The 20,755-nt window shown below is 68.3% G+C and carries 22 protein-coding genes and 2 pseudogenes; 10 read left to right on the top strand and 14 right to left on the bottom strand.

Annotation, left to right across the window (positions count from 1 at the left end; translation table 11 throughout):
* Positions 1–46 precede the first annotated feature (46 nt).
* The 3 genes from ABZX75_RS11975 to ABZX75_RS11965 all read right to left on the bottom strand — a co-directional run bounded on the left by ABZX75_RS11975 (position 47) and on the right by ABZX75_RS11965 (position 2,531).
* A complete protein-coding gene (locus ABZX75_RS11975) occupies positions 47–1,315 on the bottom strand; it encodes a hypothetical protein (RefSeq protein WP_355410035.1) in 1,269 nt (422 codons plus the stop codon).
* Between the two features lie 86 nt (positions 1,316–1,401).
* Positions 1,402–1,929 (bottom strand): SigE family RNA polymerase sigma factor, encoded by a 528-nt coding sequence (locus ABZX75_RS11970; protein ID WP_355410034.1) that lies wholly within the window; start codon positions 1,927–1,929, stop codon positions 1,402–1,404.
* A 77-nt stretch (positions 1,930–2,006) separates the two neighbouring features.
* On the bottom strand, positions 2,007–2,531 hold the full coding sequence (locus ABZX75_RS11965) for a GNAT family N-acetyltransferase (protein WP_355410033.1): 525 nt from the start codon (positions 2,529–2,531) through the stop codon (positions 2,007–2,009).
* Positions 2,532–2,722: 191 nt separating this feature from the next.
* On the opposite strand from ABZX75_RS11965, the gene ABZX75_RS11960 reads away from it, so the two are divergent.
* The 8 genes from ABZX75_RS11960 (at position 2,723) to ABZX75_RS11925 (ending at position 8,977) form a co-directional block, all read left to right on the top strand.
* The gene (locus ABZX75_RS11960; protein WP_355410032.1) at positions 2,723–3,187 is read left to right on the top strand and encodes a hypothetical protein; all 465 of its coding nucleotides are present in this window, start codon (positions 2,723–2,725) and stop codon (positions 3,185–3,187) included.
* Positions 3,188–3,194: 7 nt separating this feature from the next.
* Positions 3,195–3,425 (top strand): hypothetical protein, encoded by a 231-nt coding sequence (locus ABZX75_RS11955; RefSeq protein WP_355410031.1) that lies wholly within the window; start codon positions 3,195–3,197, stop codon positions 3,423–3,425.
* 54 nt (positions 3,426–3,479) lie between these two features.
* Positions 3,480–3,722 carry a DUF6507 family protein gene (locus tag ABZX75_RS11950; protein ID WP_355410030.1) on the top strand — a complete coding sequence of 81 codons (243 nt, stop codon included), beginning with the start codon at positions 3,480–3,482 and terminating at the stop codon, positions 3,720–3,722.
* Positions 3,719–6,307: a hypothetical protein gene (locus tag ABZX75_RS11945; RefSeq protein ID WP_355410029.1), complete on the top strand. Its 2,589-nt coding sequence runs from the start codon at positions 3,719–3,721 to the stop codon at positions 6,305–6,307. The genes ABZX75_RS11950 and ABZX75_RS11945 overlap by 4 nt, the downstream gene beginning before the upstream one ends.
* The gene (locus ABZX75_RS11940; protein ID WP_355410028.1) at positions 6,307–6,678 is read left to right on the top strand and encodes a hypothetical protein; all 372 of its coding nucleotides are present in this window, start codon (positions 6,307–6,309) and stop codon (positions 6,676–6,678) included. Before ABZX75_RS11945 ends, ABZX75_RS11940 begins: the two co-directional genes overlap by 1 nt.
* Before the next feature lie 65 nt (positions 6,679–6,743).
* Positions 6,744–6,914 carry a hypothetical protein gene (locus tag ABZX75_RS11935; protein WP_355410027.1) on the top strand — a complete coding sequence of 57 codons (171 nt, stop codon included), beginning with the start codon at positions 6,744–6,746 and terminating at the stop codon, positions 6,912–6,914.
* Between the two features lie 272 nt (positions 6,915–7,186).
* On the top strand, positions 7,187–8,038 hold the full coding sequence (locus ABZX75_RS11930) for an immunity 49 family protein (RefSeq protein ID WP_355410026.1): 852 nt from the start codon (positions 7,187–7,189) through the stop codon (positions 8,036–8,038).
* A gap of 87 nt (positions 8,039–8,125) precedes the next feature.
* On the top strand, positions 8,126–8,977 hold the full coding sequence (locus ABZX75_RS11925; RefSeq protein WP_355410025.1) for an immunity 49 family protein: 852 nt from the start codon (positions 8,126–8,128) through the stop codon (positions 8,975–8,977).
* A gap of 49 nt (positions 8,978–9,026) precedes the next feature.
* Here ABZX75_RS11925 and ABZX75_RS11920 read toward each other — a convergent pair whose 3' ends face one another.
* Complete coding sequence (locus ABZX75_RS11920) at positions 9,027–9,281, bottom strand: hypothetical protein (RefSeq protein WP_355410024.1); 255 nt, start codon at positions 9,279–9,281, stop codon at positions 9,027–9,029.
* On the opposite strand from ABZX75_RS11920, the pseudogene ABZX75_RS11915 reads away from it, so the two are divergent.
* Together ABZX75_RS11915 and ABZX75_RS11910 are read left to right on the top strand one after the other, a co-directional pair.
* A pseudogene (locus ABZX75_RS11915) lies at positions 9,187–9,597 on the top strand (immunity 49 family protein); the annotation flags it as partial. The gene ABZX75_RS11920 and the pseudogene ABZX75_RS11915 sit on opposite strands and share 95 nt — an antisense overlap.
* A gap of 64 nt (positions 9,598–9,661) precedes the next feature.
* Positions 9,662–9,862, top strand: coding sequence for an Imm49 family immunity protein (locus ABZX75_RS11910; RefSeq protein WP_355410126.1), 201 nt, complete (start codon positions 9,662–9,664; stop codon positions 9,860–9,862).
* Positions 9,863–10,044: 182 nt separating this feature from the next.
* Here the strand turns inward: ABZX75_RS11910 and ABZX75_RS11905 are convergent, their stop codons facing one another.
* The 10 genes and pseudogenes from ABZX75_RS11905 to ABZX75_RS11860 all read right to left on the bottom strand — a co-directional run bounded on the left by ABZX75_RS11905 (position 10,045) and on the right by ABZX75_RS11860 (position 20,748).
* A complete protein-coding gene (locus tag ABZX75_RS11905) occupies positions 10,045–10,293 on the bottom strand; it encodes a hypothetical protein (protein WP_355410023.1) in 249 nt (82 codons plus the stop codon).
* A gap of 11 nt (positions 10,294–10,304) precedes the next feature.
* Positions 10,305–11,189, bottom strand: coding sequence for a hypothetical protein (locus ABZX75_RS11900; RefSeq protein ID WP_355410129.1), 885 nt, complete (start codon positions 11,187–11,189; stop codon positions 10,305–10,307).
* Positions 11,190–11,471: 282 nt separating this feature from the next.
* Positions 11,472–11,747 (bottom strand): annotated as a pseudogene (locus ABZX75_RS11895) (hypothetical protein); the annotation flags it as partial.
* A 126-nt stretch (positions 11,748–11,873) separates the two neighbouring features.
* Positions 11,874–12,488 (bottom strand): hypothetical protein, encoded by a 615-nt coding sequence (locus ABZX75_RS11890; RefSeq protein ID WP_355410022.1) that lies wholly within the window; start codon positions 12,486–12,488, stop codon positions 11,874–11,876.
* Complete coding sequence (locus tag ABZX75_RS11885) at positions 12,485–13,540, bottom strand: hypothetical protein (protein WP_355410021.1); 1,056 nt, start codon at positions 13,538–13,540, stop codon at positions 12,485–12,487. Before ABZX75_RS11885 ends, ABZX75_RS11890 begins: the two co-directional genes overlap by 4 nt.
* Positions 13,541–13,542: 2 nt before the next feature.
* Complete coding sequence (locus ABZX75_RS11880) at positions 13,543–14,193, bottom strand: hypothetical protein (RefSeq protein WP_355410020.1); 651 nt, start codon at positions 14,191–14,193, stop codon at positions 13,543–13,545.
* The gene (locus tag ABZX75_RS11875) at positions 14,190–14,828 is read right to left on the bottom strand and encodes a hypothetical protein (protein ID WP_355410019.1); all 639 of its coding nucleotides are present in this window, start codon (positions 14,826–14,828) and stop codon (positions 14,190–14,192) included. Before ABZX75_RS11875 ends, ABZX75_RS11880 begins: the two co-directional genes overlap by 4 nt.
* A 12-nt stretch (positions 14,829–14,840) precedes the next feature.
* Complete coding sequence (locus tag ABZX75_RS11870; RefSeq protein WP_355410018.1) at positions 14,841–17,075, bottom strand: hypothetical protein; 2,235 nt, start codon at positions 17,073–17,075, stop codon at positions 14,841–14,843.
* A gap of 113 nt (positions 17,076–17,188) precedes the next feature.
* Positions 17,189–17,719, bottom strand: coding sequence for a hypothetical protein (locus ABZX75_RS11865; RefSeq protein ID WP_355410017.1), 531 nt, complete (start codon positions 17,717–17,719; stop codon positions 17,189–17,191).
* Between the two features lie 53 nt (positions 17,720–17,772).
* Positions 17,773–20,748: an ATP-binding protein gene (locus ABZX75_RS11860; protein WP_355410016.1), complete on the bottom strand. Its 2,976-nt coding sequence runs from the start codon at positions 20,746–20,748 to the stop codon at positions 17,773–17,775.
* Positions 20,749–20,755: the final 7 nt, after the last annotated feature.

Below are 20,755 nucleotides of genomic sequence, written 5' to 3'. Positions count from 1 at the left end.
GCTCCCGCTCCCGTGCCTGCTCTCGTACCCGTACCCCTACCCGTACCTACTGGTAGTCCTTCCACATCCCGTGCGTCGCGATGGCCTTGAGCTGCTCCATCGTCAGCGCGGGCGCCGTACGCGCCGCCGCGCTCTGCTGGTTCTTCGCGTTGAACGCCGAGACGATCACCCGCACGCCGTTCGGCCGCAGCGTGTCCACGCTCCACCAGACCACGCCCGCGCCGCCCTTCTCACCGGGCCGCTGGCCGGCCAGCATCTTGGTGCCGTCGGGCAGCGTGACGGTGGCCGGGTCCGCCGTGAGGTAAGCGGCCACGGCTCCGTCACCGCCACCCGCGCGGGTCTGGATCTCCAGCTCGACCAGCGACTTCCCCTTGCCGTCGTCCAGTACGACGTAACCGCGCGGCCCTTCACCGCCCTTGGCGGCGACCGGGATCCCGTACGGGCGCAGCAGCCCCTCCAGCGTGTCCACGGCCGCAGCGCCCGCCGGTCCCGAAGAAGGGGGAACGGGCGCCTCCGGCTCCGCGGCCGGCAGGTCGTTCAGTGCCGGGTGCCACAGAGGGGAGACGGCGAACGCCTTCAACTGCGCCGGGGTCAGCGGCGGCTGGGGCCGGGAGACCTGCGCGCCCTTCTCGGCCGGAGCGTTCCATTCCTGTACGTCGACCTGGAAGCCCTCCCGCGTCACCAGGGTGGCCCGCCACAGCTTGGTGGGCTCGCGCCGGTCGGGGTACTCGTAGCCCTGGTAGACCAGCAGCTTCGAGCCGTCCGTCAGCGTCTCCACGGTGCAGCCGTCGAACTGCTGGAGGTTCTCGTCGGGGCACTGCAGCATCTGCCGGGCGTTCGTGCCGTCCGGGTCGGTGCGCGAGAGGCCGACGCCGATGGCCGCCTTGCCCTTCCCGTCGTCGTACACGCCGTGCACCATCGGGCCCGGCCGGTCGCCCGTGCCGCGCGCCTCCGCTTCGGAGACCTTCCCGCGCGGCAGCAGCTCCTTGTACACGGCGATCAGTTGGTCGGCGGAGACGGCGCCCGTGCCCGTACGCGGCTTCTTCGGGTCGTCGCCGCCGGTCGGCAGCGGGGGCGGCGCCGCGACGTTGACCTCGCCGGAGCCGCCCGCGCCGTCGAGCAGGCCGCCGGCATGGACGCCGACCGTGCCGATCACGGCGAGGGCCAGCACCGATCCGCCGACGACAGCGGCCCGGCGGCGGGCCACCAGCCGCCGTCCGCGCTGTTCACCGGCGTCCGCGAGGGCGTGCCGGTCGGCCGTGAAACCGTCCCCCGCGCGCCGGAGGGCTTCACCGAGCTCATCTTCAAAGGGCATGGGGAACCAGACCTTCCGCTGAATGGTTGAGGAAAGGGCAGGACGGAGCGGGAGGACGAAGACCCCGCCGGGAAGGGTGGGAGGCGTCAGATTTCCGCGTACTCGGCCAGGGTGCCGCCCAGTTGCTCGCGCAGCCGGGCCAGCGCCCGCGAGCAGCGGGTGCGGACCGCCGCCGAGCTGGCGTTCATCGCGTCGGCGGTCTCCTCGACGCTGCGGTCCTCCCAGTACCGCAGCACCAGCACCGCCCGGTCCTTCGGGGCCAGCCGGCCCAGCGCATCGAGCAGCGTCAGCCGCAGCGCCGGATCGGCCGCTCCGGTGTCCCGGGCCGACATCGCCCGCGGACCGTCGGGGAGCTTCCCGACCGGACGCTCCCCCGCCGACCGGCGGCGCTGGTGCGTGAGGAAGACCCGAACCAGCACCGTCTGCGCGTAGGCCGCCGGATTGTCGATACGGGAGATCCGCCCCCAGAGCAGGTACATCCGGCCCAGGGTCTCCTGCACCAGGTCCTCCGCAAGGTGCGTGTCCCCGCTCGCCAGCAGACACGCCGACCGGTACAGGTGCCCCGACCGGCCCGCCGCGAACTCACGGAACCCGTCCCTGCGCCCCTGCCGCATGTGCTCCCCCTCGCGTCCGTCTCACCCCATTGACGCGACGGCGGTGCGGGAATGTTTCACCCCGGCGGGAAGCGGTTTCAGCCGAGGTCGTGGAAGTAGGGGTGGAACTCCTCGCGGACGAACCCCTCCGCCTCGTACAGCCCCTGCGCGACGTGGTTGTCGTACGCCGTCTCCAGCTGCACGCCCGCCACCCCGGCCTCGCGGGCCAGGCGCAGCACCTCGCGCAGCAGCGCCCGGCCGGCGCCGGTGCGGCGGCCGGAGGGGGCGACGTACAGGTCGTTGAGGATCCAGGCGGGCCGCATGGAGAGGGAGGAGAAGGTCCGGTAGACCTGCGCGAAACCGACCGTCCCGGCCTCCGGCACGTCGGCGAGCAGGACGAGGGACTCTCCGTTCGCGATCCGCTCCGCCAGGAAGGCGCGCGGACGGTCGGCGTCCTCGACGGCCACGCCGTAGAAGTCGAGATACCCGCGGAACAGCGCGGCCGCCGTCTCGAGGTCCGCCTCACCGGCGACGCGCACCACGACCCGGGACCCGTCCCGCTCCCGGGACCCGTCCGACTCCCGCGCCGCCGTCACCCGATCACTGCCACTCGCGTACGTCATACAGCCCGTCTCCTTCGTCCACCCGCGCGCCGAAGACCATTGTGGACGAGGCCCCGCACCCGACGCCGGACCGGGCTGGTCAGCATGCCGACCTTGATCACTCTTCGTAGTGGACAGTGCTCCTGCCCACAACCACACGTCCGCATCGGCAGTTCCGTTCTGCACAGATACTTCGCCAGAGGGGGACGGACATGGGCACACGCTTCACCGCCCGGATCATCACTGCGCTCGCCACGACGGGCGTTCTCTGCCTCCTCGCTCCGGGTCAGGCGCACGCCAGTGCCATCGGCTCCACACCGGTCGCCACCTTCGACTACCAGGTCGGAGGAGTCACCATGAAGGTCCCGACGGGCTGCATGTTCACCCACATCATCCGCGGCGAGGGAAAGAACATCACCTACCAGAACGCCGGCGTTGACTGCGGCTTCGTCGGCGCCCTCAACTCGGGTTTCTGCAATTGGCGCATCGACTTCACCTACGCGGACACCGACAGCAAGACCTACCGGACCTCCCGAGGCAAGACCCACACCGAGTGCAAGATCAATCCAATGCGTGACAACGCACCTCAGAAACTGCCCCGCTACGGCAAGGCATGCGCGCACCTCAACATCAACGGCGTGCGCCGGGTCAGCCAGTGCCACCACATCACAAAGTGAGCCGCACATGACCACGAAGAACACCCAAGAAGACGCGGCCTGGGAAGCCAGGCGCCGCCGCGCCGGCATCGCCGCGTTCGTCACGGGCACGGCCGCGTCCTTCGCCTTCTTCGCCTTCTTCCCCGGCCTGCCCCACGTCATCGACTGGGGCGCGATCCTCACGTCCGTCGCCGTCGGAGCACTCACCCGCTGGGCGTGGCAATCCTGGATCACCCGAAGGGAGAAGGGCCTCCGCTAGAAGAGTGGCCTGCGATGTCCCGGCGGACAGCATGCGGCCGCCGCCTTCCGGGGCGTGGCGGGCCGCCAACCGCCAGCCGGGAGGCTCAGCGGCCCGCCAGGTCCACCGCGCGGCGGGAGAAGGCCGGAGAAGGAACTCAAGTCGATGACGGAGCGGATCGAGGCCTGCATCCTCGGTGCCGTGAAGGCGACCAACGAGTACCTGGAAGGCGATCTGGAGCAGGCCAAGGCGGCTCAGGACGCTGCCCGGGCCGTGAACCTTGAAGTTCTGCGTGAGCAGCCGGGGGGCAAGAAGTGAGCGACGCGCCGGTCGATCCGGCTGAGGTGCCGGTGTTCACGGGGGACTTCCCGTTGCTGGACGCGAAGGTGAAGGCGATCTCGGCGGGCGGGGCGAAGATCTCGACCGTGGCCTCGGACGTCCACTCCAGTTTCGGCGGGCTCCAGGCGTTCTACCAGGCGCCGGAGGCGGACCAGCTGTTCGCGACGACGAAGCCGGTGTCGGACCTGGGTCTGAAGCTGAGCTCGGACATGTGCACGATCGCGGGTGCGCTGGGGACGTACGCACGGGACGCGGAGCCGATCGCGAAGAAGCTGGATCAGCTGAAGAAGGAAGCGGAAACGTTTCGTTCGAAGGTTGCGAAGGACGAGAAGTGGCGTGAGGACGGCGATCTGATCGATGAGAACCTCGAGCGCCGCAACAAGATCGCCGAGGTCTGGACCCAGTTCCAGGACGTGGAGAAGGCCGCTCACGCCAAGATCGTCGCCCTGGTGGGCGGCACGCCCCTGAAGACGGACGACGGCTCCCACGGCGAGGGCATGTACGGCTACGACGCCGAGACGCTCAAGCAGTCCAAGTCCCTGCCGTGGGGCGACGCGGTGGAGGAGTCCATTCCTGCCTGGCAGGTGTGGGAACACGCCTGGGAGTTCACCAAGGGTTTCTTCGTCGACGGCGTGTGGGGCACCCTCAAGGGCCTCGGCGGCCTGGTCGGATTCCAGGGCTGGGACACCTTCAAGCAGTCCTGGACCGGCCTGGCCAAGCTCGCCACGGGTCTTGCCATCATGTCGGTCCCGGGCGCGGGAGCGCTGTTCATGGCCGCCCCGGCCGACAAGCTGCCCTCCTGGCTGCGGGAATCCCGTACGGCGATGAAGGAGACCGGCAAGGCGCTCCTCGCGTGGGACCAGTGGGGCTCGAACCCGGGCCGCGCGGCGGGCGCGGTCACCTTCAACGTGATCACCACCATCACCACGGGTGGCACGGCCGGTGCGGTCTCGGGTGCGGGCAAGGCCGACGCGGTGGCGAAGGCACTGTCGGTGGCGGGCAAGACCGGCAGGGTCGTCGACCCCATGACGTACATCCTCAAGGGCGCGGGCGCGAGCATCACGAAGATCGGTGATGTGATGGCCGGCCTGAAGGGCCTGGGCAACATCGAGATCCCCAACATCAACGTGGACGGTGCGATCGCCCTCCCGGACGGCGGGAAGATACTGCCCGACGGGACGATCCACCTCCCCTCAGGCGCGGTGGTCCCGGAGGGCGCGCTCAAGCTCTCCGACGGCAACATCAAACTCCCCGAGGGCACGACGACCTTCCCGCCCGGCACGGTCAAACTGCCGGTGGACGGCCCGTCGCAGTTCATGGACCCCAAGGGCAACATCTACGACCACAACGGATCGATCACCCAGCACGCCAAGGACGCCAAGACCGACATCGTGGACACCCCGAAGGCGGACGTCCCGAAGGCGGACACCCCCGCCCCGGTCAAGGCCCCGGCGCACGAACTGGCAGGCGTCGGCGGCCGAGGCGGCGACGACATCACCCGCATCGACAGCGACATCTCCGACCCCGTCCACGTCAGCGACCACACCCCCGGAGCCCGCCCGGACACCACCCCCGGCGGCCACGCCCCGGACAACATGCCGCGCAACAGCGTGGACAACACCCCCCACGGCGGTGGACACACGGAAACCCCGTCCACGACCGGCCACAGGAACCCGATCGGTGGCACCGCCGACAACGGCATCCACAACAGCCACACCGACCCCACCACCACAGGTAGTCCCACTCACACGGACACCCCGTCCACGGGTGGCGGCGGCCACGGCGACACCTCCTCCGGTGGTCATGACGGGCCGGGCATCCCCCACCAAGGTGAGCAAGTCGGTATTCATGAAGGTCCGCGTACCGCCGCAGACCACAATTCGCCAGGTTCGGCGGCCACCCCACATGAAGCACTCTCTCCCGACACACATGTCGGAGAGAACGGAACCGCGCCGCTGCCCGGTCGTGGTCAGAAACTGTTGGAACAGATCGACGCCGATGGGCCGCGCGTGACGAAGGCCGGCGATGTCATCACCCATGTCGACGGCAGGCCGGTCGCCGATTACCTCGGCGACCTCGCCAGGGAACGCTCTTCCGCTTATTTGGCAGCCAAGGAAAGCGGCAAATTCGCGCGGAAGCAGACAGGCGCCTGTGTCGGTGCCGTCATGGACTTGCGCACCGGCACGGTCATCGAGGGAATCAACGGGAAGTCCAACGTCGTCATCCCACTCGACAAACTCCACCCCACGCTGAAATCCCGGTACGACGATCTGGTGGCCAACCCGGTACACCCTGATATGGACCATCCGCTGGGGCATGCGGAGGTCAAGGCGACGAACGAGCTACTGTGGATGCGGACGAGGCAGGGACTGCCCGATGGCCCCGATGTCCTCGCGGAGATGAGGGCCTCGGTTGAGTTCCCCTTCGCGGCACACAAGGTGACAGGCCTTCCCGGACGCCCTGCGCCGTTCTGTGCGAACTGTCACCGTATGCTATTGGGGGTCGAAAGCAGCAATAAGCGGTTTACGGGATATCCGCCGAGTGAGGAGAATTTGATCCCCTGATGGATGCCTTGAGAAAGATCGATGTAGATGACCCCGACGTGGACATGGATGACGCACAGCGCCTGCTTTACCGGGGAGAGTTGTACACAGGTGAAGTCATAGAATACCTGAGCGGGGTCCTTGTGAGTCAGGACAGCTATGTCTCAGGTCTCCAGGACGGCCTTTCGCGTGAATGGTACAAGGACGGGACCTTGCGCTCTGAAGGGACCGTGCGGCGAGGTCGGCCGCGAGGCGAATTTATGGAATGGCATCCCAATGGAGTGCTGAAATCGAGGCAGATTTTCGATGATTCCGGGCTCGTCCTCAAGGAGGAGTATGAGTGGGATGAGACGGGCCGCCCCACAAGAGCCTGGACGCTCACGGAAGGCTGAAGGGACACTGCGACTGTTCCAACGTCGGGCAGGGCTGAGCGCATAACGGGCACGAGGGCACGAACTTGGAGTGGCAGAACATCGGGCAGCTCGCGGACTCCGGTGCCGACGTCAAGGTTTTCGTCGTCGACACCAAGAGCAGCGTGGCGGACATGCTGGCGTCGGGTATCCAGAAAGACCTCGCCAGGACCAGTTCGATCAGGTGTGGCGCCGCCCCGATGGGATTTATGTCGTAGTCGAGGCAAAGAGCAGCGTTACCACAAAGCTCGGCGCCCGCAACCTCGCAGACGGGCGCAGAGCGTCCCAGGGCTCACAGGAATACTTCCTCGACATGATCGAGTAGATGAAGTCACGAGGTAAGGACATTCCGAGCAAGATTGGCCAGGGAGCTTTTCAGTGCCTGGAAGCAGGGCAAACTAGAGCACGTAGTCGTCAAGGGCGACCAAAACGGGTTCAAGTAGAATGGGTACCACTACAAGCGGTTCGATATCTCCAAGGGGACTCTGCCGTGACCACAACCGTCCCTCGCCACTACTCTGCCGGACTCAAGGAAGAGCAATGGGCTGAGGAACTCGGCCGTGATCTGGTCGAGGACATCCAGGACCTCGAGCAGTACCCGCACTCGCTTCCCATGGTCTTCAAGAACGCGCTGTTCCATCTGGGAGCGCGATGCACCGTCGACCAGCAGGCAGCGAATCTGGAGACCTGGGAGGCGGTGGTCAACACGCTGCAGGTGGGTTCGGCCGTCTTCGCCGTCACGGGTATCGACGAGGGCACGGTGGAGTGCCGCATCAACCGCGAGATGCGCACCCTGCCGACCGCCGGACCGGCGAGCTACGCCGACCTCGGAACGTGGCTGACCACGTTCTGGCTTGCCGTGGTGTGCCGGGACCAGAAGCGGATGACCGAACTGTGCCAGGTCCCGCTCGACCGCATCGCATCCAGCGGATACGACGAGTTCGTTCGGCACTGGGTGGACACGGTCCAGACGTACTGGCTCCAAGGGCCCGACCTCGTAGAGAAGTTGACCCTGACCGTCGAGACGTCGCACCCGGATGTCGCCATCGCACCGCGCGGTCTCCTGCAGACCGTGCTCGCCCCGCCGATCCAGCTCTTCTACCGGTTCGTCACGCACAACCGGGACGGCTTCAACGAGGCACTCGTCCAAGCGTTGGAACTCCACAAGGCCTACTGGACCGCCGATGAGAAGCGTGCCGCGGACCCTGCCGGCCACCTCGCTCTGGCCCCGCTGGCCATCGCCTGCCTCGCCTACGACGGCAAAATGCCGATCGAGGTGGAATCGGGCTACCTGCCACATCACCTGCTTACCCGTGGTTGGCTGGGCGAGTTCGACACGTGATGCCACAGAGCGAGAAGGCAGTAGAAGCGGATACCGAACCGTCCGTGACCGTGATAGTCGACCGGCATGGTCTATAGGAGAAATGCTTTGGTCGCGATCATCCCCCGTCACCCCTTTCCCACAGGGAACGCGGAAGCCGGCCTCGCCTTTCTCGAGGAGAGCGCGGAGGCGTGGATCGGCCGTCTGGACGGACGCTCCACGGCTCTCGGTGAGGCCCTGGACAGTACGTTCATCGTTGCCCAGGCGCGCTGCCTGATGGATCCGAGAGGTGCGATCTATCGCACCTGGGACGCCTGGGTGACCGCGATGCAGGTCGGCTCCGCGGTTTTCGCCGCGGCGACCACGACCGAGACCCACGTCCAGTGCCGCATCGCACACAAGGACCGCACGCTCGAAGCCACTGGTCCACAGCCCTACGTGACCCCAGCGGCCTGGCTTACCGCGTTCTATCTGGCCGTGGTGTGCCGGGAGCGGGACCGGATCACCGCCCTGTGCCGGGTGCCGCTGTCGCTACTGCGGGAGAACGGCGGCGTCTCCCAGGAGTTCGAGTACGCCTGGATCGACACCCTCCAAACCTACTGGCTCGGTGGCCCCGACCTGGGCCAGAAGCTGGTGACCGCGATCGACGGGACCGACCCCGAAACCGCTTCGGACCCGGAGACGGTGGGCCGGCTGTTCTACCCGCCGATGGAAATGTTCCACCGAATCATTCGCGATGACCACGCGGGCTTCAACCGTGCCCTCACGGCCGCCCTGCAGTGGCACCAGGAGTACTGGACCCAGGAGGGGCGGTCGGAGCTGATCTCTGGTCTCGTCGCCCTCGCGCCGCTCGCCATGACCTGCTTCGCTCACGACGCGGGCATCCCGATCGAGGTCGAGTCCGACTACCTGCCCACCGTCTTCGTGACCCGCAATTGGTGCGGCGAATTCCCCACGTGACGAGCTCCGCCTCCGCGTGGATCGAGGCCGCGTGAACGTCTCCCGGCAGCTACCCGACGGCTGGGACGGAGACAGTCGTTCCCGTCATGGAGAAGTCCCTGGCCGATTCGCTGTAGACCGTCGAGACCTCGCCCGGCGCCAGGAGTGCGTCGCTGACGACGTCCTTGAACGTGGCACGCGTCCGCTGCATCGGGGACCCGGATGCGGTGATGCTGGAGACCTGGGAATCCTGGCTGCTGGCCATGCAGGTGCACTCGGCGGTCTTCGCGGCCGCTTCCACCGACCAGGAGACGGTGACCTGCAAGATCCGTCAGGAGGAGCGCCGGCTGGCCACCACCGGGCCGCAGTTTTACCTGAACGCCAGTACCTGGGTCGATGCCTTCTGCCTCGCGCTGATCTGCCGGGAAACGGCCCGCTTCGACATGCTGGTGCGGATCCCGGTGTCCCTGCTGCGCGACTTTGGCGGCACGCTGGACGAGTACGCCTATGCCTGGGTGGAGACCCTCCAGAGCTTCTGGTTCCGCCGCGACGACCTGCGCACGCACCTGGTGCGCGCCGTGGACCTGAGCGCTCCTGAGCAGGCCCGAGTCCTCGACGCGCAGACGATGACCAAGCTCCGGTACCCGCCGATCACGATGCTCTACCGCTACCTGCGCAACGACCCCGCCGGCTTCAAACGAGGCCCTGGCCGACGCCCTGCGCTGGCACAAGGAGTACTGGACCGCGGACGAGGACCGCACCCAGAACATCCAGGGCGTCGTGGCTATTGCTCCGCTGGCGGTCCCCTGCCTGGCGAAGGCCAACGGCGTCCCGGTCGAGGCCCAGTCCGGTTACCTTCCCGAGTCCCTGCTCGATTTCGCCTGGAGGGGCGAGTCCGACGCGTAGGCCGTTCGTCTCCGCCACGGCCGACACGCGGGGAAGGCAGAGGAAGACGGCCAACCGCGGCACGGCACAACGCCGGAGCCGACCACGACGCGGGAGCCGACTGCGACGCGGGAGTACGACCGAGGGCCGGGCCCGGTGGAGCGGGGCCCGGCGCTCGGCGGCCGGCGGCCGGCGAGCGGTTCTCACTCCGCCGATTCGGTGGTTCCGTCCGGGTGGATCAGGAGGCGGATCGCGCCCCCGAAGCGGTCGTCACTGATCGTCGCCGAGGCCGGGCCGCCCATTTGCTGGGCGCGCTGCTGGAGGATCGCGATGACGACCTCCTGAATGTCGACGAAGGGCGGAGCGGTCACGGGTACGCCGTCGATCAGGCCCGCGCTGTGAGAGAAGACACGGACTTCGGCGACCGGGTGCGTGGGATGCGTGGGATGCATGGCGGATCCCTTCAGGAACTCGCGGCGAGTACGTCGGAGGGCGGGGAGGCCACGGCGTACGTGCCGCGGGATATGCGCAGGAGGCGGCCGGACTTGGCCATGGCGGACAGGGCGTTGCTGACCGACTTCGCCGGATCGTGGTACGCCCCTGGGGGCAGCGCCAGCAGGACGTCCCGGCCGGTGAAGGGCCCCGGAAAAGAGGTCACTGCCTGCTCCACGGCTCGCCGAAGACTCTGCGTGCTCCACGCGGCAGGCGGGAGCGCGCTCCCGGAAGTGGTGTCGGGTACGGACCTCAGCGGCGTGTCACGCCGAGCGGCGTCGTGGGGCCAGGCGTGGACCCGAGCCCGCGGCGCGACGGCGTCGTACTGCTCGATGTGGAGGCCGAGTTCACACAGCGCGGTGTGCACGGCGGCCAGTTCCGGCCCGTGCGGGGCACGGCCGCCTGTGGCTTCGCCGCCCGGGGCGTTGTCGTCCGAGGCGTTGTCGTCCGGGGCGGCACTCAGCACCGCCGTGAGCACCTCGATGCGGCGAATCGATTCAGCAAGCCGGTGCAGCAGGGGCTCGAAAATGTCCTGCTGCAGCGCGGTGAGCGGGTCGCTGGTCGCGAGCTCGACACTCACCGATCCGGTGAGTCCACTGCCCGCCGCGCGGTACGCGACTTCGTCCCCCGACGCCGCATGCCACGCCTCCAGGCACCGGCGCGCCTCCCGGAAAGCGTCGAGGAGGCGGGGCCTGAGCCCCGTGGAGGGCATGCGGACCAGCATCGCCGCGATCTGCTCGGTGACTTCGAGGGTGGGCAGCATGGAGCGCACCAGCGGGCCGAGTACGGCCTTCTGTATGGCGCGGGCCGGATCATCGAGCGAGAAAGTGATCCGTTCGCCTGCCGCGGCCGCCATCGATACCTCGTGTGTGTTGACTCGCTGTTGACCGACGTACGGCTGTCCACTTGCCGCGACGCGGTGTGCCTTGTCTTTTCGGGGGTCAACCCGTGGACCCGCCCGCGTCCCCGTGGCCGCCGCCGCAAGAGCGGGCCGGCTCGCCCAGTGCTCCTGAAGGGCATCGAACGCGTCGAGCACGACATCGATGTCCACGGAACTGTCCCCATCGTCCGGCCAAGGGGCCAGCCGTCCCTCCGCGTCGCCGATTCCGATCCGTCGGCGCATCCACCGCCGGTCCTGCCGGGTGGTGGCCGCCGCGTAGCCACCGGGATCGGACCGGGTGACGGAGTCCCGCAGGCATTCAGCCCACAGGGGGCAGGAGGAGCAGAGCTGCCGGGCCGCGTGGGTGAGGGCCTGGCGCCTCCGCGTCTGGAGCGGGGGGCCGGTCACGCTGGCCGGCGGGTTGGTGAGCAGCGGCTGACCGAAGATGTCCGGCCGTCGCTGGCATGGCAGAAGGGTGGAGGCGCTGGCCGCCTGAACGGACGTCGCCGGCGTTCTGTGAATTGTCGTGACCATAAAAGAACTCCCCCGAGGCGATCAAGACTCACGGGGACCTTAGAGCAGGCGAGTTGGCAACGGCAAAGTTGTCTCAAAAGACGTAATGTGCCTGGTCGGCGGCAGGAGTGATGGTTCATCAGACAACTAACGGTTCGTGTCGGCAGTCGATACGGCGCGTCGCACGAAACGGCGCTTCAGCCACCTGGTACGCCGCCGGGCTGAGGCGATTCCGCCCCCACGGGCCGCCAGCACCAGGATCAGGCCGAGGAATCCGAGAGGGACGGAGGCGGCAGGGAGAACCGTTCCCACACCGGAAGTCACGAGGAGGACGAGGTCGGCGATCACCACGGTGACGCCGCGGCGGCCGGGGTGGTCCTTGACCATCCAGGTCCCGAGCAAGGCCATCGCGGCGAGCGCCCAGTACCCGAACACGGCCTGTCCGCTGAGCAGGCCGCTCGCCCCGCCAGTGGCGATCTCGGCCGCGGCCGCGAAGTATCCGGCGACCGCGGCGGTGACGATCGTCGAGGCGAGCGCGAGCAGCAACTGCCCGCGGCGGCGCAGCAGCCACAGCAGCGCTGCGAGGACCAGCATCGCGAATATCGTGACGAACGAGGACATGCTGGTCGAGGCGAGCGCGAAGATGGTGTAGCCGCCGGCCAGGCCGAAGACGATCCGGCGGAGCAGCCGCACGGCCCACGCGTCGTCGCGCTCCTGGCGGAGGAAGCGACGGACGGAGTCGAGGGAAGGGCGAGGGGTCATGCCGGACCGTCCATACCTGTGGCGAGGGGGCGGGGTGCGAGGGCCGGAGCGGCTGCGGGACTGGTACCGGCGCCCGGTGCGGGGGATGCGGGCTGGGCCGCGGTGGGCGTGACCTTGAAGCCCACCTGCCAGAGCGGGGTGCTCACGCTCTTCGGCGGGGCCTGCAGCTCGGGCGCCTTGACGGCCTCGGCCTCGGCCTGCCCCGGGGCGAAGACTTCCGTGATCTTGTCGATCTGCGCCTTTCGCACCTCGGGGGCCTCGGCCGCGAAGGCCTTCGGGTCGATGTACCGGGGAAGGGTCGGGTTGTCGAACTGCGCGACGGCACGCACCGCGTCGGTCCCGGCCTCGGCCCGGGTCACCTCCGGCCACGTCTGATCCGGCTCGTAGGCGAAGTGGATGTTGTGCAGGCCGACGTTGGGGTTGTTACAGAGTGCGCCCAGTTCTTGCTGGTGGAGGATCGACCGGGTGTCGGCGCTCTGCCCGAACACGATGACTCGGCCTTCGGCCAGCCCGGCGTATGTTTCGGAGATCTTGGCCCAGGTGGCCTTGGCATAGCCCGGCTGGAAGCCCGCGCCCTCACCACCGAGGGCCTCGATGACTTCCTCTTCCCAGAGGAACATGTCGTCGAGCTCACGACCGCCTTGGGTCGTCTCCAGCGTCTGTGCCGCACCTGGATGGGTCTCGTTCTGCTCGGCCGCCCACTCTTCCGCGATGAAGCGCTGGGACAGGAACGGGTCGCCCCACTCGTTCAGCGGCGCGTCCGGGTGCTCGATGCCGTACGACCAGAAGGCGCTGATCGGCTTCGTCCCGTCGGGCGGAGTGAGCTTCGCCTTGTCCTCGGCCAGCATGTCGATGTACTGCTTCTCCTTCGACTCCAGGAGCTTGCCGTCCTTCGCCAGCTTGTCCTTCAGTCCTGCCGCCTCGGCGGCGGCCGTGATGCGTGCCGTCACGGAGTCCGGGTCACCTGCGGCGTCCTTGGATGCCGTGTCCCGGGCCTGCGCCCGGCGCAGGGCGCCTTCCTCTATGTGCTTCGGAATCGGTTCCGCGCTCACTGTCAGTTGACCTTCAGAGGACGCGGATACACGCGGAGGCTCATGTTGACCACTCCGTGACGGGACCCGTCAGCGGTACCCGTGGCAGGGGTGATGGTCAGGCTGGCGAGGGCGCCGTCCGGAGCGGCAAGCTCCCAGTAGGCGATGCGATAGGGGCGCTTCTGTGTGAGTCGGGTCTCTAGCTTCGGAACGGCAAGCTCCCCGAGCTCGTCAGGGAAATCAGCCGAGTCCCAGCCGCCGTCCCAGGCCGGTTCACCGAGCACCGAGGACACGGCATCGCGGTAGATGGGCCAGACGTCATCAGCCTCGGCCAGTAGCCGGGGATTACCTTCCGGGCCGCCGACTGCCGAATCGCTCCACACCCAGTGGCGGACACTCTGCACAGGGGCCCAGCTGCCGCCCCTGGCGTTCAGCGTCAGCACCCCGCCGGTCTCGGTGAGGACATTGAGGACGTACTCGAACTGGGTGGGCGTCCAGCCGAACTGGGCGCACCACATGTCCAGGCCCTTTCCGGGCAGGGGCGGGCCGTTCCAGACGGTTTCCCAGTGCACGTCGGCCAGCCCGCGCAGCTCGGTGATCAGTTCCTGCGGAGTCCGGTTCACCGGCGGTTCAAAGGACATGTGGCTGTCTCTCTCTCGCGTCTCGTACGTCACAGCCGCCAGCCGGGGCCGCCGACCGGATCGGGATCGGCCGGGCCGTGGAAGGTCAGAGTGATCGTCCCACCACCCGGGCCCGGGACCGGGCCCGGGCCCATCGCCCGGCAGTACAGATCGAGCACGATCACCGGGGCGAGCGGGTTGGAGTATTTCCACTGGGCGAGCCGATACGGGGCCCTGCGCTCCAGCCGTTCCTCGGCGTCACCCCACCGGCCGGGAGCGGGCGGCGCCGGGAAGTCGGGGCTGTCCCAGGCGCCCTCCCAGCCGGGCGGGCCCAACGCGGTGGTCATCTGGGCGAGGTGGGTCGCGTAACGGTCGAGGGCGACCGCCATGACGCCCGTGTCCTCGGACGTCGAGTCCGCCCTGACCCTCCAGGCGGCGTACGACGCGCGGGTCACCGGCCGGCCGGGGCCACCGGAGGAAGCCAGGTGCAGGCGGCCGCCTCCGGGCGTACGCACCCACAGGCCCGACTGGAGCCACAGCGGCTTCCAGCCGAAGCCCGCGCACCAGTCGGCAAGCCCGGCCTCGCCCTCCGGCTTCCCGGCCCATACCGTGCGCCAATCCACGCGCAGGAGAGCCCCCAGCTCGGCGGCGAGCTCCTGCGGTGGGTGGTCGGTGATGACGCTTGCCACGGTCGGCGTCTCCTAGCGGGGCATCCGGTCGCCGTTGCGCGGCGGCGGAGGCTGGTGGGGCGGGGTGGGCGGCGTCGGCGACTGCGGGGTACGCGGGTCGGCCCCCCGCGGCGGGGGCCCGCCGTCACCGCTGACCCGCCCGGTCGGACGCGGCGCCGGCTGAGGCGCCGGGGCCGGTGCCGGGTGAGGCGCGGGGGCGGGCTGCGGCGCAGGTGCGGGAGGGGTTCCCTGCTGCGGCACGGGTGCGTTGGAGGCACTGACCCGCCCGCTGCGGCGGGGCGCGGATGCCTTCTCGGCGGGCTCCCCAGCCCCTTCGGCCGACTGCTCTTGCAGCTTGTCGTATTGGTCCTTCTGGAGAGCCGCCGACATCTGCTGGCTCTTGCGCTGCCCCCGCTTGGTGTTGCTCGGAGCGATCCAGCCGCCCTTCTGCAGCTTCCCGCCGAGCACGACCTTGTCCATGCCCCGGCCGACGTTCCCGCCGATCCGCCCGGCGGTCCGCCCCGCCATCCGGCCCGCGCCTGCGGCGGCATTGCCCGCAAGGCGCTGGCCCTGCGCACCCAGCTTGCTGCTCACCGAGTTCGCCATGTCGCCCACGCCCAGCGCGTCCTCCGCGCCCGCGATCTTCGGGCTGTAGCTACCCGAGAGCAGCTTCTTCAGCATCATCACGACTGCCACGGTCACCAACAGCAGCATCAGCAGCTGCATACCCAAGGAGATCTTCGCGGGCAGGATCATCTGGTACAGCACGAGCAGCACGCTGAGGATGATGCCGAAGCCGGCCCGCAGCACGAAGCTGTGGATGAACGTCTCCAGCCACCCCTTGAGCAGTTTCTGCTGGGACGGATGGATGCCCAGCGTGGCCACCAATGGCAGCAGGATGATCATGATCAGGGTCACGGCGTGCCACAGCAGGGTGAGCGCGCTGAGGACGATCACCATCAAGCCGACGATCAGCGCAGCTATCAACGAGTAGAAGGCGAGCCCGACGCGGCCCCCGGCGTTCTGCCCCGCCCATTCGCCGAAGGCGACCGGATAGACGTGCTTGTCCGCGACCGATTCGTCGCGGTCGGGGTAGCCCTTGCCCTCTCCTCCCGCCATGTCTATGCGGATGGGCATCCACTCGGCCTCCTCCTTGTTGATCTCCTTCTTCTCGCCCTTTCTGGGGAACTCGTCCATGTTGGTCGTGGACTGCGACACCGCCTGTTTGACCCGGACGTCCTCGCAGCGCGCGCCCTTGCCGTAGCTGCAGTCGGTGCCGGCGCTCTTCGGCACGCACGCGCCGTCCTTGATCTCGCCGGCACCATTCTTGAAGATGCAGTTCGTGCCGTGTTCGCCGAACTGACCCAAGGCCCAAGGACGGAAGGCCAGGGTGTCGTACATCGCACAGCTTGATATTCGAAGACCGCGGTTGTGCTTGACCTCCGGGGGCAGATCACAAGGCGACTGCATCTGGCCCGCGGTCCCCGAGAGCACCGCCTCGGTAAGCAGCGAGTTGAAGTTGCCGATGCCGGTGTCCGCCTCGGTGATGACCTTGCCGTAGTTGCCGCCAGTCAGGAGTACGACGACGGCAACGGTCGTCAGGGACGCCCAACCGACACCCGACCAGGCCTCGCGCATTTCGTTCTTCCGCCACTTGGTGAAGACCCAGAGACCGGTGAGCGTGATCATGACCGGTACGGCGGGAATGAAGACGTTGTCCTTCAGTGTCGTCACTACGTTGTCGCGACCCGCGTAAAGACCGCTCAGCGGGCTCGGATTGGACGCCAGCTCCTTGATCGAGATGGACGTACGGGTGAGGATCTTGGTGCCGTTGAACACCATGTTGGCCATGCCGTTGTTGACGAGGTCCATGACCGAGCAGTGGTCGGCGCCGCTGCCCGATGTCCCGTTGGTGTCAGAGGCGTTACCCCTGCCCCTGTGGGTCATGGTCCAGTTCAGGCCGCGCATGGCGTTGAGCTCGTAGAAGGTGTATCGCTCGGGGGCCTCCGGCATCCTGACCGCGCCGGTGACCATGCCGGTCGTGTCGTTGAGGTTCTTGGCGCGTTTCGCCTTGTCTTCCCATTGGTTGACGGCAGGCATGATCGATTCACCGCTGGCACCCGGGTTGTCATGGATGTAGGTGTCGTCTCCGGTGAAATCGCAGGAGAAGTCGATGGCGTGCGCCGAGTTGGGAACGGCGAACGACAGTGCGAGCAGCGCGAGCACGAGGAACGCACCGGTCCGGACGGCGCGTCCGGCGCGCCGCACCCGGTCGAGTGGAGACGGGGCTTGGGAGGTGGATCCACGTGGCTTTGCGCTACGGCGCACGGACATCGGCTTCCTTCTGGAGTTCCGCGACAGGGGCTGTGGGGAGTCGGTGACTACGAGCGGTTGTAGTCGGTCAGGACGCAGCCCTCGGCCAGCCCCTTGTGCTGCTTGTAACCGCCCGGGATCGGGTAGTCGCCCGAGCAGGTCAGGATGAGCATCTTGGCCTTCATCAGCGCCTGACCGGTCTCGTCGCCCTCCGCCACGATTGCGAAGTTCTTTCCGATCAGTGCCTCGTTGTTCTTGCCGCCCTCAGACGCCTTGCGGTTAGCGGCCTGGAACTTCGCCATGTCGGAGATCGCCAACAGCGTGATGTTCTGGTTGCTGTCGTCATCACAGCGGGCGCGCTCCTTGATGGCCCAGGCAGGGTCCTTTGCCAAGGTCCCCCAGCGATCTTCCTTCTCATCCCTGGGCCGCAGGTTGTCGCACGTCGCGTACTGGTTGACGAGCTTTTCGATCGAGGCGATGTCACCGGCAGACGGCAGGCCGAGGTCGTCGGTCGCGCCATCGCCGCCACCCCCGCAGCCGGTCAGGGAAACGAGCGCTACGAGAGCGGCTCCGGCGGTGAGGGTCCTGGACAGGCGCATGGTGTCTCCTTCGGTACGGCGTGCGGAACGGGTCTCGGGGTGCGGCGGCGGCGTCAGGTCGCGGAAGCCGCCGCGGCCGCCGCCTCCGCCGCCTGGCCCGCCTCCTGCATGAAGGTCCAGTCCCACACGCTGAGCGGCGGGTCGATCCCCTGCCGGGCGGGGCGGGTGGTGCCGTTGGTGTCCGTGGCGGCGAGGATCTCCTTGAAGACCAGGTCCACGGCGACCGTGCCGACCCGCTTGTCGACATCACGCTGCAGGCAGACGCCGGTACGGAGCTCCTGAAGCGCCGAGATGACCTTGGCGTCGTTCTCGGGGCGGCCGAGCAGCGGTGCCACCAGCGAGGCCTCCTGGGCGGACTTCTGCTTGAAGGCGAAGACCGTGTGGATCTGGTTGGCGCCACCGCTGCGGGCCTCGGAGTCCTCGATCTGGACGAGGTCGATGGCCTGCTGGGTGATCAGGACGGTGACCGCCAGGTACGAGCGGCCCTGCTTCAGCGCGCGCCGCATCAGGTCGCGGCCGCTCTCGGTCGCGGTGACGACGTACGCCTCGTCGACGAAGAGCGCCTTGGGCCGCAGCCCGATCTCCCCCGTCACCGGGTTCTTCTCGTAGCCGACGTCGAGCATCTGGCTGCCCAGCTCCACGACCGCCATCAGCGCGGTGGCGGCGAGGCGCTCCGCCGGGTTCCAGTTGCGCGGGTCCGAGGAGGACGGGGACTGGAATCCGCGCAGGGTGATGACCGTACGGCGCTTGCGCATCGCGGACAGCGTCTGCGGGTTCTCGGCGAAGGCGAGTCGCGCGTACGGCAGGGTCCGCAGCTCGGTGAGGAGCATCTGGGCGAGCTTGAGCTCCTTGACGGCCTCGCGGTCGCCGCTGGACACCGCGTGCTCGTAGGCGTTCACGACCTCGTCGACGACCTGCCACAGCGTCGGCCGCGGCACCTTCAGCTCGGCTTCCCGGGCGGTCAGCCCCTGTTCGGTGGCCTGCCGCATCGCGGAGTTGTACCAGCCGACGACGGTGGCCATCGCCTCGATGACGGGCAGACGTACGCGCTGGTAGTCCTCGTCGCCGAGGAAGCCGCGGAGCATCGACTCGGCGAGCAGCCGGCCCGAGGGGACGTCGCGGGCGACCACCCACGGGTCGAGCACGCCGGCCTGGCCCTTGAGGAGGTCGACGACCTCGGTCTCCGCCCAGAACTCCGGGTTGACCGGCTGGAAGCGGCTGTGCTCGGTGCCGAGCAGGCCCGTGTCCGCGTCGTGCGCGAAGGCCGGATCGTTCACCTGGGAGCCGAAGGCCAGGTAGTAGCAGAGCTGCGCGAAGTCGGTCTTGGGGTCGATGACCAGGCAGCGCACGCCCGACTCCGACTCCTCGTAGAACTTCTGCAGCGCGAGCGAGGACTTGCCACCGCCGGACGCGCCGACGATGGCGAGTCCACCGCCGTCGTTGCGGGCCGGGCCGACGTGCAGGGAGTAGTGGACGGGCATCTTGCCGGCCCAGCCGACGAGGTTGCCCACCCAGCCGAGCTGCTTGCCCGACCGGTGTTCGGGGTTGTCACCGAGCTCGGTGCCCGCCGTGGGCAGCCCGGCGCCGAGCTGCTCGACCTCCTGAAGCCGCAGGTACGGTGCGATCGGCAGCTTGGGCGCGTCGCCCGGCAGCTGGGACTGGAGCAGCCGCCACTGCTGGCGGGTCGGCCGCAGCAGGGTGACCTTCAGGTCCTGCTTGAACTGCATCTCAAGGACGCGGCGCCGGCGTTCCAGTTCGGCGATGTCGGGCGCGGAGATGGTGAAGCGGATCTGCGCCTCCATGCCCGGCATCTTGTGCTCCTCCACGTCGTCGAGGAGGTTCTGGGCACGCGTGACCTGGTTGGCGAGCTGGGTGCCGGGAGAACGGCCGGAGTTGGCCATGTCGTTCATCTCGTCGACGAGGTTGCCGCTGATCTTCTTCGCCCGGTCCTTGAACTTCAGGTACGGGATCAGGGTGAACCGCATGTCGATCTCCACCGGGAAGTCGACGTGCTGCGATGTGTAGCGTGCCCAGGCGGTGGACTGCCGGAAGCGGGTCTCGGTGGGCCAGCTGGCGGCCACCAGCGTCGTCGTGTAGCTGGTGTGCTGCTCGCCGGTGACCTCGTCGTACTGGTGCAGCACGATGTGGGTCTTGTGGTTCTCGCCGGAGAAGTCGACGACCAGGTCGAACTGGTCGGGCCCCCAGGAGCGGGACCCGAGCACCGGCTCGGGCGGCACGGCGAGGTCGCCGTGGAGCGGCTTGCGGATCAGCCAGACGAGCTCCTCACGGGCCAGCGGCGCGCCGTTCAGACCCTCCAGGCTCTCGTGGACCTCCCGCGCGACCTGGGTCCACTGGGCCAGTACGCCCGGCGACAGGTACTCGTCGTGAACGCCGGTGGCGCCCGCGGCAGCCTTGTCGGCGGTGCCGCGCAGGGCGCGGGTCAGGTCCGGCTCCTCGACCGGGTCGTCGCCGCCGGGCAGGACCCCGCTGCCGTTCGAGCCGCGCTTCAGCGAGCCCAGCTTGACCAGCAGGATGTTGCGCTCGCGCGTCGCTCCGATGCGCTCCTGGTACTCCGCCTTGCGGAGGTTGTACGCCTTGTAGTTCTCGGTCGGGTCCCAGGCCAGCGTGTTGAGCTGGTCGGCCCATTCGAGGGCGGTGATCGGCCGGTACACCTTGCGGTAGTGGCACTCGACGTTGCGGTCACCGCGGGCGAGGTTGAGCAGCCCGCGGGCGGGGCCCTCGGCCATCGCCTGGAGCTCGGTGGCGTTGAGGTACTCGTCGATGGCGGTGGGCAGGACGAGCCCGGTCCACACCGACTCGCCGTGCACGAAGATCATGTCGTCGGCGTAGCGGTAGGGCAGCCGCATCTCTTCGCGGCGCGCGGCCTGGGCCTGGTTCCGGGAGGCGCCCGAGCTCCGCGTACCACCGGAACCCTGGCCGCCCTTGGACTTCTTGGAGCCGGCGGCGGCAATGATCATGGCGATCACGAAGAAGGCGACCGCCCCGCCCAGAAGGATCATCATGATCATGAAGGAG

The sequence above is a fragment of the Streptomyces sp. NPDC003038 genome, assembly GCF_040611115.1.
Lineage (GTDB): Bacteria > Actinomycetota > Actinomycetes > Streptomycetales > Streptomycetaceae > Streptomyces.
The sequence above is the reverse complement of the archived record's forward strand: the minus strand, read 5'-3'. Positions and strand labels throughout refer to the sequence as shown.

Coding starts and splice junctions, on each gene's coding strand:
- ABZX75_RS11975 (WP_355410035.1), bottom strand. CDS start 1,315: ATGCCCTTTGAAGATGAGCTCGGTGAAGCCCTCCGGCGCGCGGGGGAC.
- ABZX75_RS11970 (WP_355410034.1), bottom strand. CDS start 1,929: ATGCGGCAGGGGCGCAGGGACGGGTTCCGTGAGTTCGCGGCGGGCCGG.
- ABZX75_RS11965 (WP_355410033.1), bottom strand. CDS start 2,531: ATGACGTACGCGAGTGGCAGTGATCGGGTGACGGCGGCGCGGGAGTCG.
- ABZX75_RS11960 (WP_355410032.1), top strand. CDS start 2,723: ATGGGCACACGCTTCACCGCCCGGATCATCACTGCGCTCGCCACGACG.
- ABZX75_RS11955 (WP_355410031.1), top strand. CDS start 3,195: ATGACCACGAAGAACACCCAAGAAGACGCGGCCTGGGAAGCCAGGCGC.
- ABZX75_RS11940 (WP_355410028.1), top strand. CDS start 6,307: ATGGATGCCTTGAGAAAGATCGATGTAGATGACCCCGACGTGGACATG.
- ABZX75_RS11905 (WP_355410023.1), bottom strand. CDS start 10,293: ATGCATCCCACGCATCCCACGCACCCGGTCGCCGAAGTCCGTGTCTTC.
- ABZX75_RS11900 (WP_355410129.1), bottom strand. CDS start 11,189: ATGGCGGCCGCGGCAGGCGAACGGATCACTTTCTCGCTCGATGATCCG.
- ABZX75_RS11890 (WP_355410022.1), bottom strand. CDS start 12,488: ATGACCCCTCGCCCTTCCCTCGACTCCGTCCGTCGCTTCCTCCGCCAG.
- ABZX75_RS11865 (WP_355410017.1), bottom strand. CDS start 17,719: ATGCGCCTGTCCAGGACCCTCACCGCCGGAGCCGCTCTCGTAGCGCTC.
- ABZX75_RS11860 (WP_355410016.1), bottom strand. CDS start 20,748: ATGATCATGATGATCCTTCTGGGCGGGGCGGTCGCCTTCTTCGTGATC.